Below are 25,930 nucleotides of genomic sequence, written 5' to 3'. Positions count from 1 at the left end.
GCCGCGGCCGACCACACAAACACGTGGGGGCCCCCGCGCCCGGCGGCGCCCTGGTCGGGGCGACGACCCGCGGGGGGGGCGCCCCCGCGGGGGGGGGGGCGCGCCCGCCCCCCCCCCGCACGGCATCCGGGGTGGGTCCGCTGTGTCCTGGGCCGGCGCCCCGCGCCGGAGCAGCTGGCGCCAGATCCGGTGGCGGGGCCGAGCGCGTGCCGGCTCGGGACCGGGGCCGGGTGCGTGGGTTGTTCTAGTGTCCTGCGCCGGAGATCCGTCGGCAGAATCGGGCGAGGGATTCGAGGATCTCGTCGGCGGTCTTGGTCCAAGTGAACGGTGTGGGGTCTTCGTTCCAGTTCTTGACCCAGGTGCGGATGTCCCGCTCGAGGGCCTGGACGTTCCTGTGGGCTCCGCGGCGGATCATCTGGTCGGTGAGGAAGCCGAACCAGCGTTCCACCTGGTTGATCCACGAGGATCCGGTCGGGGTGAAGTGCATGTGGAACCTGGGATGTTGGGCCAGCCATTCGCGCAGGGCAACATCGGCGCCGTCGGCCAGTGTCGTGGCGATGTGGGACAGCTCTTCGCGGCGTTGCGCGTGGGCCTGCCGGACCAGGTGCGTGGCCCAAAGTCTCCTGCGCCCGTCGACGACTCCGGCCGTCTCGTTGAACAGTGCGTACAGCCGGTACCAGCACACGGAGTCGTTGTCGTCCTCCGCCAGGTGCAGGAGGGCCTCCACAACTCGCTGCTCCGTGTGCTCGGGATCGGCCAGGTCGGGCAGCGCGGCGGCGACCGAGAAACGTACCGGCTGTGCCGGGTAAGCCTGGTGACCCAGTACCAGATCCTGGGCCTGACGGGCGCAGTGGTAGCCGAGCGCGGAGATCACCCACCCCAGGACTCCTGCGTCGGGCTCGTCACCCATCTCGGCCAGGACGACATCGATGGTCTCCGTGGTGAACGGCCGGCGGCCATCGGCATCGTACGGGCCCAGCTCGCGCAGGACCCGTGCCCCCCAGCTCCCGTTCCACGGCACCGTCGCAGCTCAGCAGGTGCGCCGCACGGTCGAAGACTGCCCGGGCCGGACGGTTGTGCAGCGTGACCAGGAAGGGCAGGCCCCGCTCGTTATCGTCATCCGCACCGACCTCGGCCAGCGCCCCCGCGAACAGCTCGTCCGTCGTTGCGTCGACTTCACTGATCCCCACGAAGCTTCCCCCCGCTCTCACCGCCCGCAGCAGCCCCCTGCCTGCCTCTCGCCGAGGGCTATCCTCACAGAAGCCCCTGGCAACACGCAGCCGGCGCGGCTCGGCCGGGTCAAGTGCCTCCACTTCTCACCGCACCCAGGGAGCTCGGGGGCGAAAGCCGTAACGGGTGGCGAGGCGGGGCCGTACGCACAGGGTGAGGGCCGCGGTTACGGGTGCGCTCGGAAACCTGGTGACCGGCGGCCGTTCCGTAGGGCAGGATCGGACCTGCGGCCGGGAGGCCGCCAGCCCGTAGCTCAGTAGCCAGAGCGCCGTCCTGCAAGGCGGTGGTCGCCGGTGCGAGTCCGGCCGGGCATTACGGGTGTAGCTCAACTGGCCAGAGCAGCCGTCTCCAAAATGGCAGGCTGGGGGTTCAAGTCCCTCCACCCGTGCGGCAAGTGCGGCTTCGGCAAGCCGTTCAGGCCCGCCCCTCGACCCGGGGCGGGCCTTCCCCGTACACCAGGACTCAGCACCACGCCGAGCTGGCCACCCACCAGCTCCCGCCTGGTCAGAACAGGCAGAGGAACCCGAGTCAGGCTGGCTGCGACATGGGCACGGGACGTCAGCACCACTGGTAGGACGCGCCGGTCATCGCCGGGAGCAGCACCGGGGTGCACGCGGCGGCGTCCGGCTGGACGGCCTGGCCGTGTGGAGCCGCTGACGAAGACACAGCAAAGCGCCGGATCGTCTGCCGTGGTGGTGAGCGAGCCGGGACTAGCGGCAGCCTGGCCCGCTCACCACCAGGTCACCCGGTGTACTGGCCGATCACGGCGGGCCAGGCTGCGGACGGCGGCCAGGTGCGGTGAGGCATTCGAGTACGCAGGTCCAGCGCATCGGCAGCCCAGCCTTCCGCAGCCCCCAGGACCTGGAGGGGGATGCGGTCATGGGCCGGAGCGACCCAGACCCGGTGGAAGACGGCGCGCTTCCACGGCTCGGCGAGGTGCGAGTTGATCCGCCCGGTCACACCTTGGTCGCCGGCCGCCATGCCGAGCCAGACGATCCGGCCCTCGGCGTCGACCACCAGGTAGAGGCCCGGGGAGAACGCCTCGACGGTGTCCACCGAGGACCAGTACGGGGCGTCCATCGCTCGTCGACGGTGAAGCCGTCGGGGTCAGCAGACCTTCCGGTAAGGCACCTCAGGGAGGTACGTTTCCCAGTCAGCTTGTGGCAGTCCGCCTCCGGCTCGTTTGCAGAGGTCGGCGGCTTCCTGGTCCGGGGCGATCGTGAACTCGTACATGGGCACGTGCTCGGTCGCTGTGCGTAGTGTGCGGTCGTCGGGGCTGAAGGCCAGGGACAGGGCGGCGCCTCCTGGCGCCGGGAGGGCGGGGCCGAGTGGTTGGTGGGATGCGAGGTCCCACATCCGCAGGGTTCCGTCGGTGCCCGCGGCGGCCAGGGTGCGGCCGTCGTGGGAGAAGGCCAGTGCGGAGATGAGGTCGGACGTTCCTGCGGCGTTGGGTCTGAAGGTGCCGGGCAGCGCGCCCAGGTTTCGCTGGGCTGCGCCGTCCCAGAGTGTGACGCGGCCGGCTTCATCGCCGGTTGCCAGGTACGTGCCGTCCGGGCTGAACGCCACGGTGTGGGTCGTGTTCTGGGTGAGCGTACGAGGGATCACCCGGCCGGACGGCAGGTCGGCGAGCTGGTTATGCGAGGTGACGACGAGCTGTCCGTCTGGTCGGACGGCGAGTTGGTCTCCGCCGACGCCGGAGACCACGGACGTCTTGGTCCGACGGGATATGTCCCAGACTTCCACCGACTCTGTCTGCGGCAGCCGTGACGCCAGGAGCGATCTTCCATCCGGCGTGAAGGCGATCGCGTTGACGGTGTCCGCTGCGGGCTGTGTGAGGTCCACGAGGTCCAGAGTCGCGGTCGTGCGGCTGGTGGAGATGTCCCAGATGGACACGCTTGGTGCTGGATCGGGCCATGTGTGGTCGACGACGCCGTAGGCGAAGGCTCGCCCGTCGGGACGGAACGCCATGAGGACGGTGCACGAGAGGGGGGTCTGTATGCCCTCGGGGCGCGATGGGCAGGACATGCCGGGCAGGTCGACGACGTGTCCTCCACCGTGTAGGTCCCGCAGCCGGAAGCGGTACGTGTGGTCGCCCGGGGACGCCAGGACCGTGGCGAGCGTGTTGCCGTCGGGGCTGAACGCGGCGGCCGTGGCTGACTGGCTTTCCCATGTGGGGTCGAGGACGTTCGTGATGTCGATGGTGCGGACCTCTGCTCCGGTCGAGCCCTCCAGGTAGCGGATCCTGCGCTCGTCCAGATCCAGTCTGAACTGGCTGGCGTCGGTGTTGGCCAGCGGATGCCGGAAGACCGGGGCCGACGGCGTGTCAAGGCGCCACAGCAGCAACTCTGCGCCGTCCGATGCCAGCATGAATGTTCCGTCCGGGCTGAACGCCACTTCTGTGAGGTCGGCATGCTCGATCCGGGGAAGTTCCGTTCCCGAGGCGATGTCCCAGATCCGGACTCCCTGACTTTCGGTGACTGCCAGCCGATGGCTGTCCGGCGTGAACCGGACAGCTTGATTGAGGCACTGTTGCGCGGTGACGGTTGGAGCCCAGGGGGCAGGGATTTCACGCTGCTCGGGCACGTTCCACACTCGAATCGGCTCCCCGGGAACGCACAGCGCCATCAGGCCGTCGTCAGGGCTGACCGACGCATCGGGGTACGGGTAGTGATCCCAGCGGTCCTCCCGCCACATCTGTTGCTGTCTGATGCCCGGGATTCGGCGCAACTCGTCGTGGCTGACCGGGCGGTGTTCGCTGCTTCGTTTCCGTCGTTCGAGCAGGATCCGGCGGCTGCGGAGATCCCGTACCTGGATTAGGTCGTCCGGGCCGTCGGTGGCGTAGAGGAGCAGGGTCCGCCCGCTAGGGCCGAACCGGGACGCAGTGAAGTGAGGGTTGGAATCGAACAGTTGGCGTGTTGCCGGGACTTCGCCCGCACTCTCCGTGGGCAGGTCCCACACGTTCACATGATCGTGCCCGAACACCGCGAGCGCCCGGGCGTCGGCGCTCATGTCCGTCACGTCATCGGCTTCGTCCCCCATGCCGGTGAGCGAGGCAACCTGCCGATGCGTGTCGACGTCCCACTTCACGACCCGGTCCCGGCCGATACCGACCAGCGTGCGCCCGTCGCCGCTGAGGACGTGCATCTGCGGGGCGGCCTTACCGGGTGGGGGATCGGTGAAGACGTCCTGGTCCGGCTGGACGGCGGCGCCGAGCAGCGCGGACCGTGACTCGGGAAGGTCGGCGACCTTCCATGAGGCGACACTCAGCCGCATCGCCGTGACCGGGTCCGACGAGCGCATGCCGTCCGCGACCGCGGCGGCCCGGCGGGCGGCGGCCTCCGTGCGGCGGCGTTCGCCGGTCCGGTTCTGCTGCCACGCGATCACCCCGGCCAGCAGCACCAGCACGACCAGGGCGGACAGGGTGGCGAGCAGGGTGCGCAGCCGTCGGGCCGAGCGCGCGGTCTTCCGGTGCTCCTGGTCGCGGGCGGTGAGACCGGCGGTGAGGAAGGCCAGTTCCAGCGGGGTGAGATCGTCCCGGTGCTCGCCGGCTGCGAAGGTGGCTTCGGCCGCTGCCAGGCGGGTGCCCCGGTAGAGCGCTCCGGGGTCATGGCACAGGTCCTCCCAGGCCTTGGCGGCTTCGGTGAGGCGCAGGTGGTGGCGCAGCCTGTCGCGGGCGTCCTCGACCCACGCGTTCAGCCGGGGCCAGCAGTTGATCAGTGCCTCGTGGGCCAGGCGCACCGTGTCGCCGTCCAGGGTGACCAGTCGGGCGCGGGCCAGGCCTTCCAGCACCGACGCGGTGCGGGCGTCTCCGGCGGCGGTTCCCAGGGACTCCAGCTCGGAGCGGTTGGCGGGGCGGCCCGTGTCCTGCGCGCCGTCGCCCGGAGTGACCAGTCGCAGCAGGATGCGTCGGGCGGTGACGGCCTGTTCCGGCGTCAGGCGGCTGTAGGCCTGCTCCGCGGTTCGGGCGATGGCGCCGCGCACACCGCCGGCGGCCTCGTAGGCGGCCTCTGTCAGTGCCCTGCCCTTGCGACGGCGCCAGGTCTCCAGCAGGGCGTGCGACAGCAGCGGGAGCCCGCCCGGCTCGCCGTCGACCTCCTCGATGATCCTCGAGGTGAGGGCCCGTTCGACGATCAGGCCCGCGCCGGCGGCCGGCTTGACGATCGCCTCCCGGAGCTCGGCCGGGCCCATCGGCCCGACCAGCAGCGTGGCCTCCCGCAGGGCAAGGGCCAGGCCGTGGTGCTCCGCAAAACGGCCGAAGAAGTCCGCCCGCACCGACATGACCACCCGTAATCGGCTGTCCGGCTCACACGCCGCCAGTAGCAGGTCGAGGAAGGCTGCGCGTTCCGCCGGTTCGGTACACAGCGTGAACGCCTCCTCGAACTGGTCCACCACCAGCACCGTGTTGCCCGTACCGTTCCCGAACGCCATCAACGCGGCATGGTCGGAGGCGGGCCGCGGGCCCGGAGTGAAGATCCGGATGGCGGCCGGGCCCCGGCCCGTCGCGCCCCGGTCCCTGAGCGCCGGAATCAGTCCGGCGCGGAGCAAGGAGGACTTGCCGCTGCCCGAGGCGCCCACGACAGCGACCAGACGACGGGAGTCCACCAGGGCCAGCAGGTCGGCGACGAGCCGGTCCCTGCCGAAGAACCGCTCCCGGTCACCGGGTTCGAAGCGGGCAAGGCCCCGGTACGGCGCATCGGCGTCGTCACCGTCCTCGGCGGCCGCGTCCCGCACCGCGGCGTGCCAACGCCGCTCCCACTCCACGGGGTCCCCGCCACAGGCCTCCACGTAGGCCAACGCCACCGGCAACGAAGGGAGCTGTTGCCCGCCGGCCGCCCGCGACAACGTCGCGACCGAATAGCGGGTACGACCGGCCATCGCCCGGTAGGTGATGTCCCCCGCTTCCCGGCGCAGCTCGCGCAACTCGAACGCGAAGCGCTGGACCGGCCCGACAGCCGGATCCAGCGGGCCCTCCTGGCGACCCATCGGCGTCCTCCCCCCAACTCGGCGACACCACCGGACCGCGTCAACCTACGGGCCGGGGAAAGCCGCTGCAATGGCTTCTCATCAGCCTGTCTCGTTCCAGCGGTCCTTCCGACCTGCGGAGCGGCATTTTGTTTCGAGTGGCGAAGAGGGCTGCGCAACAACCGGGCGGCCGTGAAAACTCGAACCATGCCAGAGCCGGAGAGCAACAACGGCCGGCCCTGGCGCCGGCACAAGCGTGCCTCGGCGACACCACCGCCCGTACGGGCCGCGTTCGCCGCTCCCGTGAAGCGCAACGGCATCCGGGCCCCTACGGCTCTCGGAGCGCCGCGCAGTCCCTTCCGTTCTCCACACCAACAGGAGACAGCGATGCCACTCGTCAAGATCCGTACCGCGCTGGCCGCGCTCGCGTCGAGCACGGCGCTCATCGGCGCCACCGTCGTCTTCGCCGCGCCGGCCTCCGCCGCGCCGCAGCAGCTCAACTCCCCGGTCGACTGCGCGACCGCCAACTACCACTGGTGCGACGCCGTCGGCGCCACCGGGGTGTACGCGCAGATGAACGTGTACTGGGGAAGCGACGGGCACGAGTACGTCGACGCGTTCCTCAACACCACCCACCAGGGCCAGAACCTGTGGACCCTGACGTGGAACGGCAGCGGGTGGGACTGGTCCGGCACGCCCGCCACGATCAACGAGGGCAACGGCTGGTGGGGAGCCACCGACTACGGGCGCTCCGACGCGGGCAAGACCATCAAGCTCGCCGTCTACAACTGGGACACCGGCCGCTACATCTACACCAACGCGCACTGAGGTTCCTTAGCCCGTTCGGGGATCCGGGGAGCTGCGGTGGTAGCGCAGTTCCCCGTCCTCGGCGGGGTCGGCAGGTGATAGCGGTCTGGTCCTGGCCGGCAGGGCCAAGCAGAAGGCCCGGACGAAGCGTCCGGGCCTGCGTAGAGAATCCTCGCCAAAACATCGACGACCCCGTCGTCGATGCCGCGTGATGGTAATAGGGCCCTGATCGCCGGAGCATGCGCCGGGCGGTGACCGAAGCGCGGGCCGATGTGGTCGTCGCGGTCAGTCTTCCTCAATGCCGAGGGCCTGGGCGGCTTGGTGAAGGCTGCCGCGGGTGGCGGCCGCCGTCGCGCACGTGCGGACGGTCGGGACAGTGCCGGGCGGGGCCGCGGCAGGTGTCGGCGCAGGATTCCTTCGGTGAGGTCCCGGACCGTGGCGAAGGCCTCGCGGTCGGCGAGCAGGTGGTCGCGCTGTTCGCCGCCGAGGCCGGGCAGGCCTCGTCGAAGTCGTGCGCGACGCCGGCCAGCCATTCCAGCAGCAGTACGCAACACCCCGTCCGCCACCCCCGGGTACTGCTGCGCAACCGCATACGCGCCCGAGTACCCACACTCGTCCAAGGCGGGCCTTGGGGATGCCGGCCCTCGGGAGCGGCTCCTCGTTCACGACCGGAGGGCGCCGGTCCCCAATTGGTCCCCAGCAAGATCGTTTAGACGTATTCGCAGGCGGCTAGTTTCACTGACGGTAGGTCACGGAAAAGGCCGCCGACCTGGGATTTCTCCCGGCCAACGGCCTTCCGACATCACTGTCGGGACGACAGGATTTGAACCTGCGACCCCCTAACCCCCCAGTCAAGGGGTTCAACTATTGTCGACAGCCGAGCCCTCAAGGCCTCGGCTTCTTTGATGCTCAACTATCCCGAGGTGCAAGTGAGTTGGAGACTCTCAGCGGAAGTGATGTCATGGACTACTGACGGTGACTCAGTGTTTACTTTGTGTACAAGCGTCCGTTTTCGCCCATCAGCGCTCATGAGCGCTCATCCCGCGTGGTCCCAAAATGGTCCCCAGGCTGGCCACCCCACCACAGCTACTGCCGGTGACCGATATCTGTCGGCCCTTCAGCAAGCACCACCGTGCGATCCCAACAGCCGCTGTGTCGACGGCGCTGGTCGGCTCGCGGCTCCGACGCCTGCGGACGGATCAGGGTCGCTTACCCAGTGGCTACGGATGGTGATCTTCCGGGCGGTGTGTCGTCTTGAACGTGTCTTCGCCGTCTGGTTCTGAGTGCTTCGCGCACCGCCCCTCGCGCTCTGCCGCCACACCCGACACAGCAGCCACTCTTGCCCCAGAGGCACCACCCAGTCCGAGAGAAGGGGAAGCTCATGGGACAGCGTGCGCAGCGGGGTCGGGTGTACCGGCGGTGTGGTTGTTCGGACGGGAACGGGAGGCAGTTGGGTCCGTGGTGTGTGCGGTTGTTGGAGGAGTCGGGTCACGGGTCGTGGACGTACTGCGTCGACCTGGCCCCCGAGGACGGGAAGCGAAAGACCCGCCGGCGCGGTGGGTTCGCCACTCGCGCCGAGGCGTTGCGGGAGATGAAGGCGGTGCTGGACGGTGAGCTGCGCGGGGTCTACGAGGACCGCCGGGTCACGGTGGCGAGTTTCTTGCGGCAGTGGCTGGCGGTGAAGAAGGAGGAACTCGCGCCGAACACCTATGCCGGCTACGAGGCGTGCGTGGAGCGGGACCTCATCCCCGCGTTCGGCCACTACCGGCTGCCCGACCTGCGCCCGAAGCACATCGAACTCTGGATCGCCGCCCAACGAAAGGCCAAGCGCGGCAAGGTCACCGTCTACCGAATCGTCTCCACCCTGCGCAACGCCCTCAACCACGCGGTGCGCGCCTGGGGGCTGCGCTACAACCCGGCCAAGCACTCCGTCCCCGCCCGGCCCCGCGCCGCCGAGCGCACCTGCTGGACCCCGAAGGAGGCTGCCGTGTTCCTGCGCCACGGCGCCGAGCAGTACGCGGACCAGCTGACCGACCTGTTCGAGGTCATGCTCGGCACCGGCATGCGCCGCGGCGAGGTCCTCGCCCTGCACTGGTCGGACGTCCACCTCATGGACCGCAAGCTCTACATCCGCTGGACCCTCGCCGCCATCGACAACGGCAAGATCCACCTCCGCGAGCCCAAAACCGAGGCTGGCCGCGCCTGGATCAGCCTCTCCCCTAGAGTCATGGCAGCCCTCCACCGCCAGGCCGTCATCCAGATGGCCAACCACCCCGACGGCCGGCTCGAAGGACTCGTCTTCGCCCGCCCCGGCGGTACACCGCTGAGGCCCGAGTGGGTCCTCGACCAGCTCCGCAAACGCACCGCCTAACTCGACCTCCCGAAGATCGGCCTGCACGACCTGCGGCACACCGCCGCCAGCATCATGATCGCCGAAGGCATCCCCATCGCCGTCGTGTCCAAGACCCTGCGCCACGCCACCCTGGCGACCACGATCAACCTCTACGGCCACCTCTTCAAGGACTCCGCCGACCAAGCCGTCAACGCCCTCGCCCGAGCACTCGACCAAGCCCAGCCGGACCGGCTCCGAGCCGTACCCCGTGGCGACGACGACCTGCCGCTCGCGGCATAGCCGCCCGCAGCACGTCCGCTGTCCGAAGCCCGCGTCAGGTCCTCTGATCGTCTCGTCGTCGTGAGAGATCGTGCCGGAGCCCCCGGATGATCTCCCTCCACCGCCACGCGTCGGAGCCGTCCCAGTACCGCTCGCCGGCCGGGTGCCAGTCGGATACCTCGCTCAGGTGCGCGGCGAGAACCTCCATGTCGGTCTGGTCCGCACCACCGGCCTTCGGGGTGAGTTTCCCGACGAGGTCGTGGAGGCGGTGGGCCACCCTGTAGTACGACAGCTGGTCGTCGGTGAGCCGCCGCACGGCGAAGCCGCGGCACTTGCCGCACCAGTCGAAGTCGTCACGGGTGAGGAGGTCGGCGAGGGTCAGCAGGTCGTCGTGAGCGGTGACGCCACGTTCGCGGGAGTGCTGGCAGAAAGGTGAGTGGCCCTTCCCCTCCGTGCGAGGATCAGCGTCGGTCGTGTAGACCTGCACGTCGGCGAGGATACCCAGCGGGACCCCGCTGCCGCCCTGCCGCCGACCGGCACCCGGTTCCGTGAATGGCTCCAGGTCAAGCCAGCGGGCATCGGCCAGCAGCCCGTCCCAGACCTCGCTCGACACCGAGCGCCGGTGTCCCGCGCGGTCGCGGCCGCCGTCGAGCGTGCGAAGGTCCGCGGCGCCGCGCGCCATGGCCAAGCAGCGCAGGTCATGTTCGAGGTTCTCCTCACCGAAACGCCACCAGGCCGTGGAACGGGCGCCGTCGGCCAGGCCGAGGTCCTGGCCGAACCGCGGATCGTGCGGGTCGCGGGCAGGAGAGGGACGGGCTCCGTCCCGGTCCTCGGGGCTGGGGCCGATCTCGCGGATCCACTCCTCGATGACGCTCGCGGGAAGGTCCGCGGATCCGGCGATCACGGTGCCGCGCCAGCCTGCGGCCAGCCTCTTCTCCACCGTCGGCAGCATCAGTACCTCGGCGCCGCCGTCCGTGGAGAAGACCAGGTACAGCTGGTGCTCGGCGCGCGCGGAGACCGTTCGCAGGGCGCGCAGGTGGCCGGCGGCGAGCGGCTGCCGGTCGTGCACGGGGGTGTCGTCGAAGATCCCGGGCCTGACTACGGGCAGAGCGCCGTCCGCCTCGCCACCCGCGGTCGCACCGGCATCGGCGGTGCGGGGTTCGCAGGGCAGGAGGGAGGAAGTGAGCAGGCGGTCGGCAATCAGGCGCGGGACCTTCAGCGTGAGGGTGCGTCGGCCCCAGTCGGCATCAGCAAGGTGTGTGAGAAGGACACCGGTGGTCCAGTCGTCGAGACCGTCGAAAAGCTCTCGGCCGTGCCGGTGGGGCGAGTCGTCGGCGGGACCCGGCAGGTGCGCGGTGACCAGGTGCCGCGGTGCCGGGTCGGCCGCCCGCACCGCGTCCCGTGCGAGGCTCTGCCAGGAAGCGACCAGGTTGTCCGCGGCAGCTCGTGCCTCGGTTCGGCCCTTGCGGTTGGGGCGCATGCCGCGGGTCAGTGAGAAGGCGACGGAGGGGCCGTCCGGACGGCGCCAGCCTCTCGACGCCTTATCCTGCCACCTCTCCCACAGCGTCTTCAGGCTCCGTGTGATCTCCTCCTGTATGCCGATCGCCGCAAAGTCCTGTTCACCGACGGGAAGTTCAGGCTCATCGAGGAGTGCTGCGGCGGCGGCTTCCAGGAGCCCGTCCGGGTCGACGAACACAGCCGCCTGTCCCCGCAGCACCTCCAGGTACTGCCGTTTCACGGCGAGTTTCGGCTCCGCCCAGCTGGTGAGCCAGGAAAACATCGCCGACGTCGACTCGGCCCGGTGCAGGCTGTCCGCCGCCAGCCGCCAGGTGGCGAGTACCTGGCCCCACAGGCGCTCGGCCTCCTCCAGGGCTTCGCCATCCTCCTCGTCCTCGTCGTCGCTCCTGAGGGGCTCCTCCGCTACGCACAGCAGGTCGGCGGCGGCCTGCAACTCGCTCGTCTCCCAGTCGGTTTCCTCGTCCGGACCGGTGTGGGAGCTCAGTTCGTGCAGCAGTCCGAAGCCGCTCAGCGCCCGTAGGAAGATGCCCAGCCCTGTCTCCGGCCGGGCCCAGTCGCCCCACTGTGCGCAGCGCGAACACATCCTGCCGACCGTGTCCGCGTTCAGCGGTGCTTCGGTCGTCGTCACGTCCCGGGTCCGCAGCTGGGTGCAGGCCGGGTTGGTGTGGAGCTTGGCGCTCTTGCCCTTGGCCGAGTGGACGGTGACGGGCGTGCCCTCGAAGGGGCCGAGCGGGACATCGGCGGTCAGTGAGCTGTCGAGCACGTAACTCCCCTATCGGTCTCGGTTTGTGAGCCTAGCCGGGGGTACCGACAGTCAGGTCCGGAAGCAGCAGCCCCGGCGCAGAGCCTCCCGCGACAGCTCCAACCAGCTCACGAAGTCCTCGCGCCCGTCCTCTTGGATGAACGTGTAGCCACCGTCCGAGTGGCCGAGGTTCTCGGCGAGGACGTGGGTGAAGGTCGAGGCGGTCGCTCCCTCGGGAGGCAGCGCTTCGTTGGAGGACTCTGAGAACATTGGGACCTGCCCTGGGAGTCGGCGGGTTGGCGGGAAGGCCTTGGAGCGGCTTACTGGTTCCAGGCGGGACTCTCGTTGGGATTCTTCGGGGCACTGGCCGTATCGTTCACCCAGTCGTCCACGTAGACCTCGACGACGCCGAGCACTGGGACGACGAACAGGCCGAACAGCACCAGCACCGCAGCCGCGAGCGCTTCGCCCGGCTCGTCCGCGAAGCCGCCGCTCACCGCGAACCGCTCGTCTGACGAGCCCAGTAACGCTATGTGACCAATCTACGGCTGGAGAGGCGCTCGAAGGCCGCACCACACACCCGCCAGGTCATCCAATCTCTTTATCCCAAACATGGCCATCCGTCAAGAGTCTGCACTGTGGGTGCAACCCGCGTAGCCTCCGGGCCACAATCCCAGGCTGGTTACACACGGTAGCGAATCTGGGCGTCCGCACTCCCTCCCACAGGCAGCCGAACAGCCGAGAAAGACCAAGCCGGAGCCTCCCGCACAACCGGCACTCCCAGGTGCGGGTCCTCACCGCGAGCCGCCGGTCAGAGGCCTGATTCGGCGTTGGTGATCGCATGGTGGTCGCAGACGACCCACCGGCCCGTTGCACCGGCAGCCTCCGCGAGCCGATCAAGGATCAACCGCCGCAGGAGGCTGGGGAAGTGCGCAAGCCCCATTCCTGCCTGAAATGCACTCGCACACACGTCGTGCGCGTGCAGATGAGCACGTTTCGCACCCCTCGTGCGGCAGCGCGCATGACGTGTGGTCCCCATCTGGTCCCCAGGTCAGAGACTTGACGGAGGGTCCGGGTGGCGTTCATTTCTCTAGGGTAGCGCCACTCCAGCTGTCAATCCAGCGATTCCCGAAGATCACCCGGGAAGCCGCCGAACATAGGGTCAGCGCCACGGAGAAAAATCAGTCCGGCTCAAACCGGGCCTCATTCAGAAAATAACTGCGACAATCCCGACCCCATCTATTCAATTCGGCTTCACTGAAATTCTCGGCGCCCGCCGTGGCACGTGCCGGGGGCCAGTCCAGGACCCACCGTCACCGCAGCACGCATGCTGCGGGTTGTACGAGCCCGACAACCCGCAGCCGACCGCTGCCCCCGGTCTGCGTCCACTCCCTTGAAACAGCGCTCATGCGGGCCAATGCTGCGCGAGCAAGCCGCCCTACCTACCGAACGGGCTCAGTGATCACCCCCGAGGCGTGTCGCCAGCCTGTGCGCCAGTCGATCGCGAGCCTCTCCTGTCTGGATCACAAGTGGTAGGTGAAGCGCAGCGCGCCCCCCACTTCCCGGTAGTACCCGCGCCCCCGCGCCCCGAAGGGATTGGGGAGCATGTGCACCTGAAGCTGTTCGGAATCGAGAACCGAGGTGATCACCAGCAGCCGCCACCGGTCGTCATGGCCGGCGTGCTGCTGGGCCGCCCAGACTTCACTCTCCCCCAGTTCGATCTGCCCGCCCTGTCCCTGCGTAGCCTTGACCTCGAACATCAGCGGGTGCTTTCCGGAGCCGATCCGGAAGTCGAAGCCGAGGCCATCGTCCCCGGGTGAGCCGGGGAACGCGCCGCGACGATTGGTGGAGACCCAGCTGCTCTCATCGGTGCCGGGGTACTGGCGGCAGAGCCAGTGGTAGGCGTACCACTCGCCCGCGTATCCAATCGCCGTCCGCTGGGCCTGGGACAGTTCGCTGTCCGCCCTGCCTCGGGTGCCGCCCGGGCGGTTCCCGGTCCGGCTTCCCCTGTTCCGCGACCCGAGCAGGGTGAGGCGGGCGAAGTGGTGGTGGCCGCCGACCAGCTCGGGCCTGGCGTCCAGTGCTGCGCGCAGTACGGCGTTGAGTTCGGTGAAGTCGCCGGAGTGCACGTCGAGTTCCCGGTCTCCCACCGAGATGAGCCTGCGGGCGCGCTCGCGCGCCGCGCGGGCCCGGTTCGTGACGGTCCGGGCCTCGTCCAGGTCCTCCGGGGTGAGCCCGTGCCGATCGAGGTCCGCCGTGCGGGGCAGGTCGGCCGGCCACTGCCCGAGCGCGGCCAGCCAGGCGACAACGTCGTCCGGGCCCAGCACTCGGAAGTCGAGCGCACCGGCCGCCTCCAACCGGGTGGTGATCTCCTCCGCCGGGACGGAGGCCGCCAGTGCCGCGGGGAGCGTCCGGCCGGACGCCGTCACCAGGGCGACGAGGTCCTCGGCCCGGCCCGTGATCACGCTCTTGTTCCGGCCGCGCGCGTAGTCGATCGGCGGCAGCGGGTCCCCCTCTTCCGGTGCCGGCCCGCCCAGCCGCACGGCGAGTGCCTCTTCGACCTGTGTCCGCAACAGCGCGGTGTCGGCGGCCTCGACGGTCAAGGCCCAGGCCGAGGGCGCGGTGACCCAGTCGAGGGTGCGGAGCTCCGGCCAGTCGCTCAGCGGCCGCCGGGCGTCGAACTCCTCCAGGGCAGACCAGCGGAGCCGGTTCAGCAGCTCCTTGCGGTGAAGGTCCACGAACGTCCGGAGCGCCTCCTCGTGTGCCTCGCCGTGGCTGATCGGTTGGTAGCGCGGAGCCAACGTGGCCAGGGTGTGGTTCAGCGCAGCAAAGTCGATCCCGAGCGCCGCCCTGAGTTCGTCGGTCGACCTGGCCGCGCGGGCCTCGCAGACGAACTTCTCGGCCGTCAACATGAGTTCGTTCTCGCAGGTGCGCAGTGCGGTCGTGAGGTCCTGGGTGTCGCGCGGTGTCGGGTCCGTCAGTTCGTCTGCCTTCACCCGGCCGAGCAAGTGGACGAGCACCGGGTAGCCGCGCTGCAGGACACCTCCGACAGCACCGTCGATCCGGCGCCCGGTCTGTTCGAGCTGGTGGACGGAGAGGCCGAGGGCCCGGGCGAGTTCCGGCTCCGCCGGTTCGCTCAGGTCGGCGTGGGCGTCCCCGAGCTTCAGCGCGGCCAGCTGCAGCCGGTCGCCGAGACTGCGGTGTCCGATCAGGTCGGCCATGGCGACCGCGAACCGGGCGACCTCGCGCCAGCTCCGGTCGCCCTCCCGCGTCAGCAGCAGCGGGTGCTTGGGGTCGGACAGCGGCAGCACTCCGTCCAGCCGGTCCGGTACGGTGACAGGCTCCTCATCGAGGGTGACCTCCCAGTCGGTGTAGCGGTGCAGTCGCACCGCACGGAGCGCGCCCGTCAGCTCGGTGAGGGCGGTGTCGATCGGCCGGGGTTTGTGCGGATCGTGGTCGGCGAGTGCTGCCACCGCCAGGGTCAGCCAGGGAAATTCGTCGACCAGCGGTTCGCCCATGGCCGCCGGGTCCACCAGCTCGCCGTCGACGGTGGCCGAGAACTCCAGGGAGTCCACGGCCCGGAACGCGCCGGGGCAGATCTCTTCGAGCAGGTCGCAGACCTGCCGGGCGATGCCCGGGAGCACGAGCAGCGGCTGTTCCATCTCGCGGATCAGGCGGGCGGCGAGGCTGTCGCGGTCGCCGGTGACGTACGCCGCCACGCTGTCGTCGGCGAGTTCGTCGAGGGAGACGGCCACCATCCGCTCGCCCGCTTCGGCGAGCAGGACGGCGTCGTACGGGAGCTCGGGGTCGGGCTGTGCGACGAGCTCGTTCCAGGCCCGCTCGTTGGCCCGCTGAACCAACGGCCAGTCGTCGCCCCGGATCGCGCCGTCCTCCAGGAACCGACCGAGTTCCGCGATCAGGCGCGCACTGTGCTCGGGCTCTCCCCAGATGGACAGGTCGGCCTCGCCCAGAGGGTCCCGGACCGCCTTCGACTCCAGCAGGTGACGCAGCCGCCGGTCGACCGTCGGCACGAACGCGGGCTCCTCCTCCGCCCCGGGCGGGCAGTACCAGGCATCGGCCGGGCGCACCCAGCGCACCGCGCTGTCGGCGCCCCGAACGGGCAGCCAGCGCTGCCCGTGGACGAAGGCCTCCAACGGCGTCCTTACGGACTCGTAGTCTGTCCCGCGGCTGCCATCACTCGTCCAGACCGTCCTGAAGCGGTCCGACCTCCATATCGCCAGCCCACGCAGCACGAGCCTGGCGTACGCCAACCGGGCCGCCTCGCCGAGCCGCCCAACAACCTCCTGGCCCGGCAGCCGGTAGGCAGCACCGCCGTTGTAGGGCGTCTGGGGGTACAACGCGCCCGACCGCGATCGCCCTATGTGCGCCGCCCACTGCTCGTCGACCCCCTTCGGGACGTTCGCCATCCTGAGCAGGTTGGCCGTCGTCAGAGCGCCACCCTTGGCTCGGCGCCCGGCCCCTCGCGTACTGACGGGTATCAGTCCGTCGGTGACGCCCAGGGCGGTCAGGAAGTCGCGCCACTCGTCCAGAGTCTCGCCCCGCTTCACCACCGTGTCCGGCGGCGCGATCAGGCGCTTGGCGATCCATTTGAGATCGGACGACTGCTCACGCCCGTCCGCCACCACCGCCGCCAGGTCGTCCCCGGTGGTGCCTGCCCAGCCCGCGCCGAACGCCGCCCCGGAGGCCTTGATCAGCGCCCCGTCCGCCGAGGGCACGTACAGCTCCACCGAGGACAGCCCCGACTCTCCCGTGAGCTGCTTCGAGCGCCACAGCCGGAAGACGAACCGGAGGGCCTGCAGGCGCAGCTTCTGGTCCGTGCTGCCCGCCAGGGCCAGCTGGACGTGCTCCAGCAGGCCCTCGGGGTCGAACGGCCGGACCAGACCGGCCGACTGCAGGAAGAACCGAGCCCGCTGCCGGTGCCTGTCGTCGTTCTCGGCCCAGCGCAGGTCTGGGTGCAGGCAGAAAAGCCGCTTGCCGAGCACCGCGGGCACTGCGGGCGTCCCCTTGTCGCCGCGTGCGGCGGGCCCGGGCTGGAAGAACGCCTGCCGCCGCTGCCCCGGCTTTCCGTTGTCACCACCGCCATTCGCGCTCCGCAGCGTCCCGTCCTCGGCCAGCAGGATCATCCGGCCGCGCAGCACCTCCCCGTCGTATTCGAAGAGCGTGGCGAGGTCCGCGTACAGGGCGTCCCAGTCCCGGACGGATTCGCCGGCCCGGGGCAGCGGCAAGGTGGCCACGATCCGTTCCACCAGGTCCGCCAGCACCGACCGCGGGGGATCCAGCGGGCACTGCACCGCCCGGCACACCGCCGCCAGTCGCCGGATCCGCTCGGTGCCGACCTCCGGATCCACCACGGCGATCCCGGTCGCGTGTGCCTTCTCCGGTACGAGCAGGGCGAGTTCGCGATCCGGCCAGAGCGTCGCACCCCTCGGTGTCGTCCAGCCCTCCTCCGGCGGGGCGCCCTCGCTCCGCACCGTCGGCACGACGGGCACCTCGCCCAGCTCACGGCCGTACACGCGCGGGGCCGCCGCCGACAGCAGTCCCGCGTACTTGCCCGTCGTCTCCCAGCTCACCAGGTCCACCGCCATCTGCCGCATCCGCAGCTCCGGCAACGCCCGCAGGCGCGCCGACGCCGCCAGACAGGTCTCGGCCGCCACTTCGAACAGCAACCTGTTCAGGGGATGTTCGTGGTCCAGGTCGGTGCGGTCCATCTTGGTGTAGAAGGGGGCGCTGAGATGGCCGGGGAAGGGCGCCAGGACTCCTTCTCCCAGCGGCAGGAAAGTGAAGGTCTGCCCTCGCCTCGGCCTGGCGGCCGCCACCGGCAGCGCCACCTCCACCACGGCCGGCTCTTCCCATTCCAGCCAGGACTCGTCCAGCCGACCCAGGTCGACCGCCGTCTTGACGGTGGATCGCAGCCGTTGATCGTCCACAGTGTGACGCGCGATCACGAAGCGCCCGGCCGGGCCGAGATCGACCTCGGCGAACGAAACGGCAGCGTCCGGCGAAGGGCCGACCAACGCCAGCGGCCGCTCGACGCGGGTCAATTCGCTGACGGTCTCCACCACACCTGCGACGCGCCGCTCCAGCACCAGGTGGGACAACCGGTCCAGGAAGAGCATCACCGGGGCCTTGACGGCAGCCAACTCCTCCAGACGGCACCGCACTTCGTCGAGCGCGGCCGCATGGCGCAGCGGGATCCGGACCACGGTCACGCTCCCCGCCTCGGCCAGCTGCGCGCAGGCCTCCGGCACCTCGGCCACCGGGTAGGGAATCTGGAACGGCGGCAGCCTCTTCGCCTCTCGCCGCGCAGCCTCCCGGTCGCCCAGCAGAACCGTCAGCTCCTCCTCGAGCGCGAACCGGAAGCAGTAGCCGTCCAGCACCGCCGGGCCGGACCCCGCGCTGCGGGCGCTGTAGATCTCCGGTGCGTCCGTGATCTGCAGGAGGCTCCGGAACCCGATCCCCTTGTTGCCGATGCCCTCGCCGATCTCCTTGCCACTCCTCGCCAGCTTGCACACCGACTTGACCGTGTCCCAGGTGAACGGGGTGCCGCCGTTGCCGACCAAAAGGGTGCCGAACTCGCCGTCGTCCTCGTCAAGGAGAACATGCACCCGGCCATCGGGCCGCTGCCTCGGGTGCGCGTCGTGCCCGTTCTGTAGGAGCTCCAGCAGGAAGCGACCGGCGTAGTCCCGGGCGGCGCTGAAGGAGGCTGCTCGCAACTGCTCCGCCGCCTGTGTGTGCTCCAGCCCCCGCCACTCCGCGAGCAAGGTCAGCGAGTGCTCCCGCAACTCGACTGCAAACGCACTGTCGTTCACCGATCCCCCTCAGCCCAGTCTCCATCCGGACGCTATCGCGCGCCCACGACAGTGGCGGTGCGAGCTGCGAGTTCGCTGACCAACACCCTCGCGCCATTGGCTACCGCCGCTTTGGCCCCGGCATCTGCATACGCCGACCGCCCTCTCCTCGTCCGCGGTGACTCTTCCGAGCAACGACCCCGTGCGGGCCGACGCTGCACGATCAAGCTGACCTACCCATCGAACGTGTTCCGTGATCACCCTCACGGCGTGTCGCCGGCGCGTGTCCCGGCCGGTCGTTCTTGCAGGTGCTCCATGCCCCGCCCCGCACGCTCTGCCGCCACACCCATCACTCCCGCGACTCTGGACACGCCATCACCACCTGGTTCAAGGAGGAACCCATGGCACAGCGTCCCAAGCGGGGCAGGGTGTATAGGCGGTGCGGGTGCAAGGACGGCAACAGCGGGAAGCAGTTGGGTTCATGGTGTCCGCGGCTGGCCGGCGACACTTCGCATGGCCGGTGGACGTATGCGGTGGACCTGGCCCGGGAGGAGGGCAAGCGCCGGACTCGGCGGCGGGGCGGGTTCGCCAGCCGGGCGGAGGCGGCCCGGGAGATGGCGCGGGTGCTGGATACCGAGTACCGGGGCGTGTACGAGGACCGGACGCTGCGCGTCGGGCTGTTCCTGTACGAGTGGCTGGAGGCGAAGCGCCCGGCGCTGGCGCCCAACACCTGGGCGGGCTACCGGGCGTGCATCGAGCGTGACCTGGTCCCGGCGTTCGGCGGCATGCTGCTCGTCGATCTACGGCCCAAGCACATCGACGCCTGGGTGAGCACGCAGCTCGCCGTCGGCCGCGGGAGCACCACCGTTCACCACGCGGTGGCCATGTTTCGCAACGCCCTGAACCACGGGGTGCGGACGTGGCGGCTGCGCTACAACCCTGCCAAGCACTCCGTACCCGCCAAGCCCCGTGCCGCCGTCCGCACCTGCTGGACGCCGGACCAGGCGGCGGCGTTCCTGCGGCACAACGCGGAGCACTACACGGACCGGCTCACCGACCTGTTCGAGGTCATGCTCGGCACTGGCATGCGCCGCGGCGAGATCCTCGCCCTGCACTGGTCCGACGTTCACCTCATCGACCGCAAGCTCTACGTCCGCTGGACCCTGAGCGCCGTGAACAACGGGAAGATCCACCTCGGTGAACCCAAGACCGAGGCCAGTCGCGCCTGGGCCAGCCTCTCCGCCAGGGTCATGGCTGCCCTGCGTCGCCAAGCGGACCTTCAGATGGCGGCACACCCAGACGGGCGCCTGGAAGGCCTCGTCTTCGCCCGCCCCGACGGCGAGCCACTGCGCCCCCAGTGGGTCCTCGACCAGCTCCGCAAGCGCAGCTCCGAACTCGATCTGCCCGGGATCGGTCTGCACGACTTGCGCCACACCGCGGCCAGCATCATGATCGCCGCCGGCATCCCCCTCGCCGTCGTCTCGAAGACTCTGCGCCACGCCAACCTCGCCATCACCGTTGACCTCTATGGACACCTCCTCAAGGACTCGGCCGACGAAGCCGTCAAGACTCTTGCCTCCGCACTCGACCAAGCGGACGCCCGCCAGGGCAACGTGAGCCGCGAAGCTGGCTCCACCGTTCGCTTGGCCGCATAGGCCCTGTGAGAGCGCGGCGTCGGTAGTGGGAGGTGGGCCGTCAGGGTCCGACGGTGACGGCGTCGGCGACCGGCCTCTTGGTCAAGTATTCACGGATGCCGTGGGGGGAGAGGTAGTTGCCCGTGCTGATGCATACGTCCGTGACTCCGGTGGTGATGTGGCCGAGGCCTGTGCCGCGTGCGACGACGTCCCAGCGGGAGTAGGCGTTCGTCCACACGGTCCCGGCGGGCACAGTGAGCGGGGATGCGGCTGCGGCAATCCCATCCCGAACGACCAGCCAGCCCAGTGGCGAGCCGCAGGTGATAAACGCCCGCACGCCGCCGTCTCTCGCGACTGAGATCTCGCCGCGCTGGATCATGTCGTAGGCGATCACGCTGCCGAGCGAGTGCGCGATCAGGATCTGCGGCTGGGTGGTGGTGATCGTTTCACGGACCACGGCGCGGACCTGTTCGGCCTTGTCGGCGTTGCGCAGGTAGCCGTGGACCTCGCGGAGGAACCACACTAGGCGGCTGCCGGCACCGCGGGCCGTGGTCCGGTCGACGGCAGTGATCTTCCCCTCGATGCGGCGGCTGAACACGGACCGGCCGAGCGTTCCCGCGTCGGCCGCTTGGTCGGCGTCATCTGCAGCGCTGTCGGGGAGGTAGAGGGACAGCGCGTGTTCGACGAACTCCTCCTCGTCCGCAGTCAGGGGCGTGTCCTCGCCGGGCATGTCGTCTGGGCCAAGGCGCAGGAACTGCTTGGGGAAGAGGTGGCTGTAGCTGGGGACCGCCAGCGCGGGGACGGGGGCGTGCGGGCCCGACGCGTTCCGGATTCCCTTCGTGAGCGCCTTCTGCCATATCGCGGAGAGCCGCTCGGTGGTGCCGGAACTTCCCTGCCAGATACCGTGCACGCCGACGATGTGCGCGTCGTCCATCCCAACCCCCTGACGTCCCGCGAGCGAGGGCTGTGAAAGTTGTGGCCCCTGCCCGGATCATACGCACCGAAGTCGGGGGCCCGGAGCGGACCGCCACCGCGCGGTGGCGCGTTCACAGGTGCGTCTGCCGTTCCGCCCGCATAGCGGTTCCTCGCCTGCGGCCGGGCGGCGCTTCCCGCAGCGCGGACTCCGTGCCCGCCGCGTGGTGATCGCATAGGGTTGCGCGACGGACGTGTGAGAACGAGGGGGGACAGTGGAGGAGGACGAGCCGCTCGTACTCTCCCGCCGGCGCCTGGTGGTACTCGCGGTCGACGGCTACACCGACGAGAAGCCCGCGTTCGCCAAGGGCATCAAGGAGCAGGCAGCCTTCGTCACCGGATGGCTCACCGACCCTGCGCTCGAAGAGCGCGCCTTTGAGGTCTCCGCCCCTGACAAACTGGAATCGCTCGCCGATGTACGCGAGTTCCTGAGCGGCCAGGCCCTGGCCGAGGCAGATGACGACGACGCGCTGGTGCTGTACATCACGGGCCACGGCGTGGCGGGCCGCTCCAATCGGCACTATCTGCTCCTGCCCGGCAGCGACAACGAACACCTCCTTGGTACTGCCTTCCCAACCAGTGAGGTCATCGCCGCGGTCCTCGACAGCGCCGCGGCGCACGTTCTGGTCCTCGTCGACTCATGCTTCTCCGGCACACTCCAGGCCGAACTGAACACGCTGCTGCTAGACCTGCCCGCGTGGCGCCGTAACATCCCGGGCACGGCCGTGGTCACCAGCGGCCATTTCGAGGACCGGCCCAAGGTCGGCGAGTTCTGCGAACTTCTGGCTCTCGCACTGGACTACGTCAAGGACGAAGCATCCGGGTACGCCGCGGAGCACCTGTCGTTCGCAGAATGGGAGGAGATCCTCCAGCGCGTCGGCGACCGGCGCCCCGAACTGATCGCCGCACAGTGGATCAGGCCATCCTCCCGACGCCGGGAGGCCAGCGCCTGCCTGCCCAACCCCGCCTACAGGCCCGCCGAGCACCTGGTCGCCCCAGCACTGCGCCAGCTCGCTGTCCCCACACGGCCACTGGAGGAGTACTGGCTCTCGCGGGCATCCGGCCGGCCCCGCGAGGAGGACCCGGGCTGGTACTTCCGCGGCAGGACCGAGCTGATGCGCGCCCTCGTCGGTTTCCTGACCGGTCCACCCGAAGTGATGGAGGTAACTGGGACTGCTGGCTCGGGCAAGTCCGCGCTCCTGGCGCAGATCGTCACTCTCACCGACCCGGGATTTCTCACCGACCCCCGCTTCGCCGAGGCCGTCGGCAACCTGCCGGACGACGTGCTGCCCGAGCAGGGCACCGTCGACGCAGCGATGCTCGCCCGCAACAAGTCCTCCCGCACCATGGTCGAGGAACTGCTGGCCACCATCGCCCCAGACCGGCCCGAGGCCGACTCGGTCCCGGTACAGACTCTGCTCGACGCCATCCAGGATCACACTCGCGCCACCGGGAGGCCCATGACCCTGGTCATCGACGGCCTCGATGAAGCCGAGGAACCCCAGGCACTTATCGGCGACATCATCTTGCCTATCGCTCGCCTCCACGACGACGACCACGAACCCCTCGTCAGACTGTTGCTGGGCATTCGCTCCACCACAGGCTCTGCTAGCAACGCCCAGCCACAGAACGCGCAGGAAGAGCTTCTCACCTTCCTCAACCATGCCCTCGAATCCGAGCACCGCTACCCCGTCGTGGTGCGGACCGACGGACCCGACTGCGAAGCGGACATCACCACCTACACCGAGGCGCTACTTCTCACCGACACGGACAGCCCATACCACGGCGACACTCACGCCGCCCGGCAGGCCGCAGTCACCATCGCACGCTCGGTCACCCCATCGTTCCTCGACGCCCGGCTCGCCGCAGACCGGCTGCGCACCGCCCCCACCCGTCAGGACCTCCAGGACACCGTCTGGCACGAGCAGCTCTCGGCAGGAACCGTCGCCCTACTGCGCGCGGACCTTGAGGATGTCGCCGCCCACACCGCCTTCGCCCCCGAGGTGCTGCTGGCCGTCCTGCGGGCCACGGCTTTCGCCCCCGGCGCCGGCCTGCCCTGGGCCGACGTGTGGCCCGCTGCCGCCCGCGGACTCCTCGACAGGCACCCCGACGTCGACCGCACCGAGGCAGCGGTCCGCACGGTCCGCTCCACCCGCCTCGTCGGCTACCTCACTAGCGCCGAGGAGGACAGCCGGACGGTCTACCGCCCCGTCCACCAACGCATCACCGAACAACTGCGCCACGGCCACCACTGGCTCCTGGGCACCGAACCCGACGATCGAGACCGGATCGTCGGAGCCAAGGGCATGACGATGTACGCCCACTCCCAGATCGCCGGTGCCTTCGCCGAACTGATCAACGAAACCGAGTATCCTCTCCACCCCTACCTTCTGCGCCACCACGTCCAGCACGCTGCTTCGGGAGGCGTGTTGGAGGACCTGTTCGTTCCGGCCCGGCTGCTGCGGCAGGAAAAGTCTCTTTCCCTGCGGGCGCAGCTCGGCCTCCCGCTGCCTGTTGCCGATGTGTATCGACGCACGGTGACGGCTGCCGCCTTGATCGAGCCCTATCTCGACGCAACTACCGACGAGGCGTCCCGCCAGAGCAGCATCGCATTCCACCGCACCTCGATGATCCCCGTCGACGAACAAGAGGACGACAGGCTCGCGGCACCGGTGCAGACACAGTGGTCGCAGTGGCGGGCGCGGACGAACGTCCTGGCCTCCCCACGGCACAAGGTCAAGGTCATGGTCGGCCTGGCCACAAACGACGGGCGCGGTCTGATGGCCGGCGGATCGGCGTGGGGCGTCGAGGTCTGGGACGCCTCCTCCGGGCAGCGCACCGCAGCCCTCAATATCGGACCCACCCGGGCCTTGTGCCCCATCCGAGCCACCGGTGGCCGCGAGTTCCTGCTCACCGCCGGAGACTCAGGCCTTGGCATCTGGGATCCGTTGTCCGGCCAGCTGATCCACGGCATCCCCCTGCCGCTTGCGCATGAGGCGCATGTCCTGGCCGACGGAGACGACCGGTGGAAAGTCATCGGCGTCGGCGACCGAAGTGTGCACTTGTGGTATCCCGAAGGCAACTACATTCATGAAGTCCCTGAGATCTCGGGACGCCTGGTCTCCGGCTCCAGCGACCGGACTGCGGTCGTGCGCGACGCCCGAGGCAAGCCCTGGCTGGCGGCGATCATCGATCAGGGCCTGCGCGTTTGGGACCCTGAGGACCTCACCGCACCAGCCCTGCCCAGCAACGGGCCGCAGCCCAAAGCCATCACCGTAATCCCCAGGCTGGGCCGCGCCGACCTGGTCCTCATACGGCCCCACGGGGCCAAGGGATCTGATGCCTGGGATGTCTTCGACGACGTGTTCGTCTACCCGCTGACCAACCGGCGGCACTTCGCTGCCGCCCCTTTGCCGGATGAAGCGGTGGTCACCGCGTCTGGCGGCACCATCGACATCCGCGGCACAGAATCGGGCCATGCCCGCTTCTTTGTCTCCGACCGCTTCCTCGATGCCCTCGCTACGGTGCGCACCGCAGACGGCTGGATGATCGCGACTGCGGGTGCCGAAGGGATCCGTCTGTGGCCGCCCCATGACCGGACCGACCAGGCGTTCGAGTGGAGAGGCGCAACCGCCGCTTCCCTGGAACAACACCCCCTGCAGAGGAATATGTGGCCGATGGCCGTTGCCGGCCGGGGCGACCTCCTGGTGCTCGGTGCGGCCAACGGGCTGCAGGTGCGCGACACCACCTCCGGCAGCTGGCGTGACACGATCGCCCCGGGCCCCGTCGTCGACCTGTGCGTCCTACCGGACCAATTCACTAACCGCGTCGCCGCCACGACGATCAGGGGCTTGGTCATCCACGACCTCGACATCGGATCCATTGAACATGTCCCAGACACCGGTGACGCACGACTGGTGTGCGCGGTCCCACGCCCCGGCAAGCCCGATCTCGTACTGTCCGACCGGCGCAGCATCTGGAATCTCGAAGAGGGCCGCGAGCGCTCGTTCGCCCACGGGCACCGGATCAGCTTCCTCACTGCTCTGCCTCAATATGGCGGACGCTATCGGCCTCCGGTCGTCGCGGCGGCCACCGAGAGAGGCATCGACATCTGGGACATTGCCCGCGGTGAGCAAGTCGGCCGTCTCCGGGTCCGCGGATCCCAGCCCGGCGTCAGCGTCCTGTGCGCTTTCACCATGGACGGTGGCGACTACCTCGCGGCAACCGACCGAACGGGAATCCACATCTGGAACCTGGCCATCGCAGAACTCCACAGCACCATCCCCACCCCTCACCCCATGACGCTCACCGCTGTATCGACACCCGAGGGCCGCACGGTGCTGGCCTCTGGCGACGGGAGCAGTGTGCGACTGTGGGACCCGATGAGCGGCAACCTGATTCAGACGGTGATCACCAGCGCACCCGTTAGGGCGCTGACGGCCCACGACAAGGGCCGGCTGCCAGCCCTGTTCATTGCCGGGCCAGCAGGCGTCGCCGCTCTTGGCCTCGAGGGAGGCCTACCCGACAGTCCAGGACCAAGGACGGGATAGTGAGGTTCCCCCGAGGTGTGGAAGGTTGCGGGACATGGCCTGATTGGCCGTGAGAAGGGAGCCTCTGCCATGGCTGCACCGATGAAGTACCTGCC

At 69.5% G+C, this 25,930-nt stretch carries 12 protein-coding genes, 2 tRNA genes and 1 pseudogene; 7 read left to right on the top strand and 8 right to left on the bottom strand.

The window, feature by feature from the left end; genetic code table 11:
- Positions 1-244: 244 nt before the first annotated feature.
- Positions 245-526 (bottom strand): annotated as a pseudogene (locus tag AB0R04_RS37350) (IS630 family transposase); the annotation flags it as partial.
- 946 nt (positions 527-1,472) lie between these two features.
- Here AB0R04_RS37350 and AB0R04_RS37345 point away from each other — a divergent pair.
- Together AB0R04_RS37345 and AB0R04_RS37340 are read left to right on the top strand one after the other, a co-directional pair.
- Positions 1,473-1,545: transfer RNA gene (locus AB0R04_RS37345), tRNA-OTHER, on the top strand.
- Positions 1,545-1,618, top strand: a tRNA-Trp gene (locus AB0R04_RS37340). The genes AB0R04_RS37345 and AB0R04_RS37340 overlap by 1 nt, the downstream gene beginning before the upstream one ends.
- Positions 1,619-1,971: 353 nt before the next feature.
- Here the strand turns inward: AB0R04_RS37340 and AB0R04_RS37335 are convergent.
- Together AB0R04_RS37335 and AB0R04_RS37330 are read right to left on the bottom strand one after the other, a co-directional pair.
- On the bottom strand, positions 1,972-2,310 hold the full coding sequence (locus AB0R04_RS37335; RefSeq protein WP_363378422.1) for a hypothetical protein: 339 nt from the start codon (positions 2,308-2,310) through the stop codon (positions 1,972-1,974).
- A 27-nt stretch (positions 2,311-2,337) separates the two neighbouring features.
- Complete coding sequence (locus AB0R04_RS37330) at positions 2,338-6,150, bottom strand: helix-turn-helix domain-containing protein (RefSeq protein ID WP_363378420.1); 3,813 nt, start codon at positions 6,148-6,150, stop codon at positions 2,338-2,340.
- Between the two features lie 429 nt (positions 6,151-6,579).
- Between AB0R04_RS37330 and AB0R04_RS37325 the strand changes: the two genes are divergently transcribed.
- The 3 genes from AB0R04_RS37325 to AB0R04_RS37315 all read left to right on the top strand — a co-directional run bounded on the left by AB0R04_RS37325 (position 6,580) and on the right by AB0R04_RS37315 (position 9,631).
- On the top strand, positions 6,580-7,020 hold the full coding sequence (locus AB0R04_RS37325) for a hypothetical protein (RefSeq protein WP_363378419.1): 441 nt from the start codon (positions 6,580-6,582) through the stop codon (positions 7,018-7,020).
- 1,453 nt (positions 7,021-8,473) lie between these two features.
- Positions 8,474-9,370 (top strand): Arm DNA-binding domain-containing protein, encoded by an 897-nt coding sequence (locus AB0R04_RS37320; protein ID WP_363378417.1) that lies wholly within the window; start codon positions 8,474-8,476, stop codon positions 9,368-9,370.
- A 15-nt stretch (positions 9,371-9,385) separates the two neighbouring features.
- Positions 9,386-9,631: a tyrosine-type recombinase/integrase gene (locus tag AB0R04_RS37315; protein ID WP_363378424.1), complete on the top strand. Its 246-nt coding sequence runs from the start codon at positions 9,386-9,388 to the stop codon at positions 9,629-9,631.
- Between the two features lie 34 nt (positions 9,632-9,665).
- Here the strand turns inward: AB0R04_RS37315 and AB0R04_RS37310 are convergent, their stop codons facing one another.
- The 4 genes from AB0R04_RS37310 to AB0R04_RS37295 all read right to left on the bottom strand — a co-directional run bounded on the left by AB0R04_RS37310 (position 9,666) and on the right by AB0R04_RS37295 (position 18,700).
- Complete coding sequence (locus AB0R04_RS37310) at positions 9,666-11,756, bottom strand: hypothetical protein (protein WP_363378415.1); 2,091 nt, start codon at positions 11,754-11,756, stop codon at positions 9,666-9,668.
- Positions 11,757-11,942: 186 nt separating this feature from the next.
- Positions 11,943-12,140, bottom strand: coding sequence for a hypothetical protein (locus AB0R04_RS37305; protein WP_363378413.1), 198 nt, complete (start codon positions 12,138-12,140; stop codon positions 11,943-11,945).
- A 50-nt stretch (positions 12,141-12,190) separates the two neighbouring features.
- A complete protein-coding gene (locus tag AB0R04_RS37300; RefSeq protein ID WP_363378411.1) occupies positions 12,191-12,367 on the bottom strand; it encodes a hypothetical protein in 177 nt (58 codons plus the stop codon).
- 1,026 nt (positions 12,368-13,393) lie between these two features.
- Positions 13,394-18,700, bottom strand: coding sequence for a hypothetical protein (locus AB0R04_RS37295; RefSeq protein ID WP_363378410.1), 5,307 nt, complete (start codon positions 18,698-18,700; stop codon positions 13,394-13,396).
- A 512-nt stretch (positions 18,701-19,212) separates the two neighbouring features.
- On the opposite strand from AB0R04_RS37295, the gene AB0R04_RS37290 reads away from it, so the two are divergent.
- A complete protein-coding gene (locus tag AB0R04_RS37290) occupies positions 19,213-20,334 on the top strand; it encodes a site-specific integrase (RefSeq protein ID WP_363378408.1) in 1,122 nt (373 codons plus the stop codon).
- A gap of 40 nt (positions 20,335-20,374) precedes the next feature.
- On the opposite strand, the gene AB0R04_RS37285 is transcribed toward AB0R04_RS37290, so the two are convergent.
- On the bottom strand, positions 20,375-21,247 hold the full coding sequence (locus AB0R04_RS37285) for a hypothetical protein (RefSeq protein WP_363378406.1): 873 nt from the start codon (positions 21,245-21,247) through the stop codon (positions 20,375-20,377).
- Positions 21,248-21,500: 253 nt separating this feature from the next.
- On the opposite strand from AB0R04_RS37285, the gene AB0R04_RS37280 reads away from it, so the two are divergent.
- On the top strand, positions 21,501-25,835 hold the full coding sequence (locus AB0R04_RS37280) for an AAA family ATPase (protein ID WP_363378405.1): 4,335 nt from the start codon (positions 21,501-21,503) through the stop codon (positions 25,833-25,835).
- Positions 25,836-25,930: the final 95 nt, after the last annotated feature.

It is taken from the genome of Kitasatospora sp. NPDC056731 (assembly GCF_040687675.1).
Taxonomy (GTDB): domain Bacteria; phylum Actinomycetota; class Actinomycetes; order Streptomycetales; family Streptomycetaceae; genus Kitasatospora.
The sequence above is the reverse complement of the archived record's forward strand: the minus strand, read 5'-3'. Positions and strand labels throughout refer to the sequence as shown.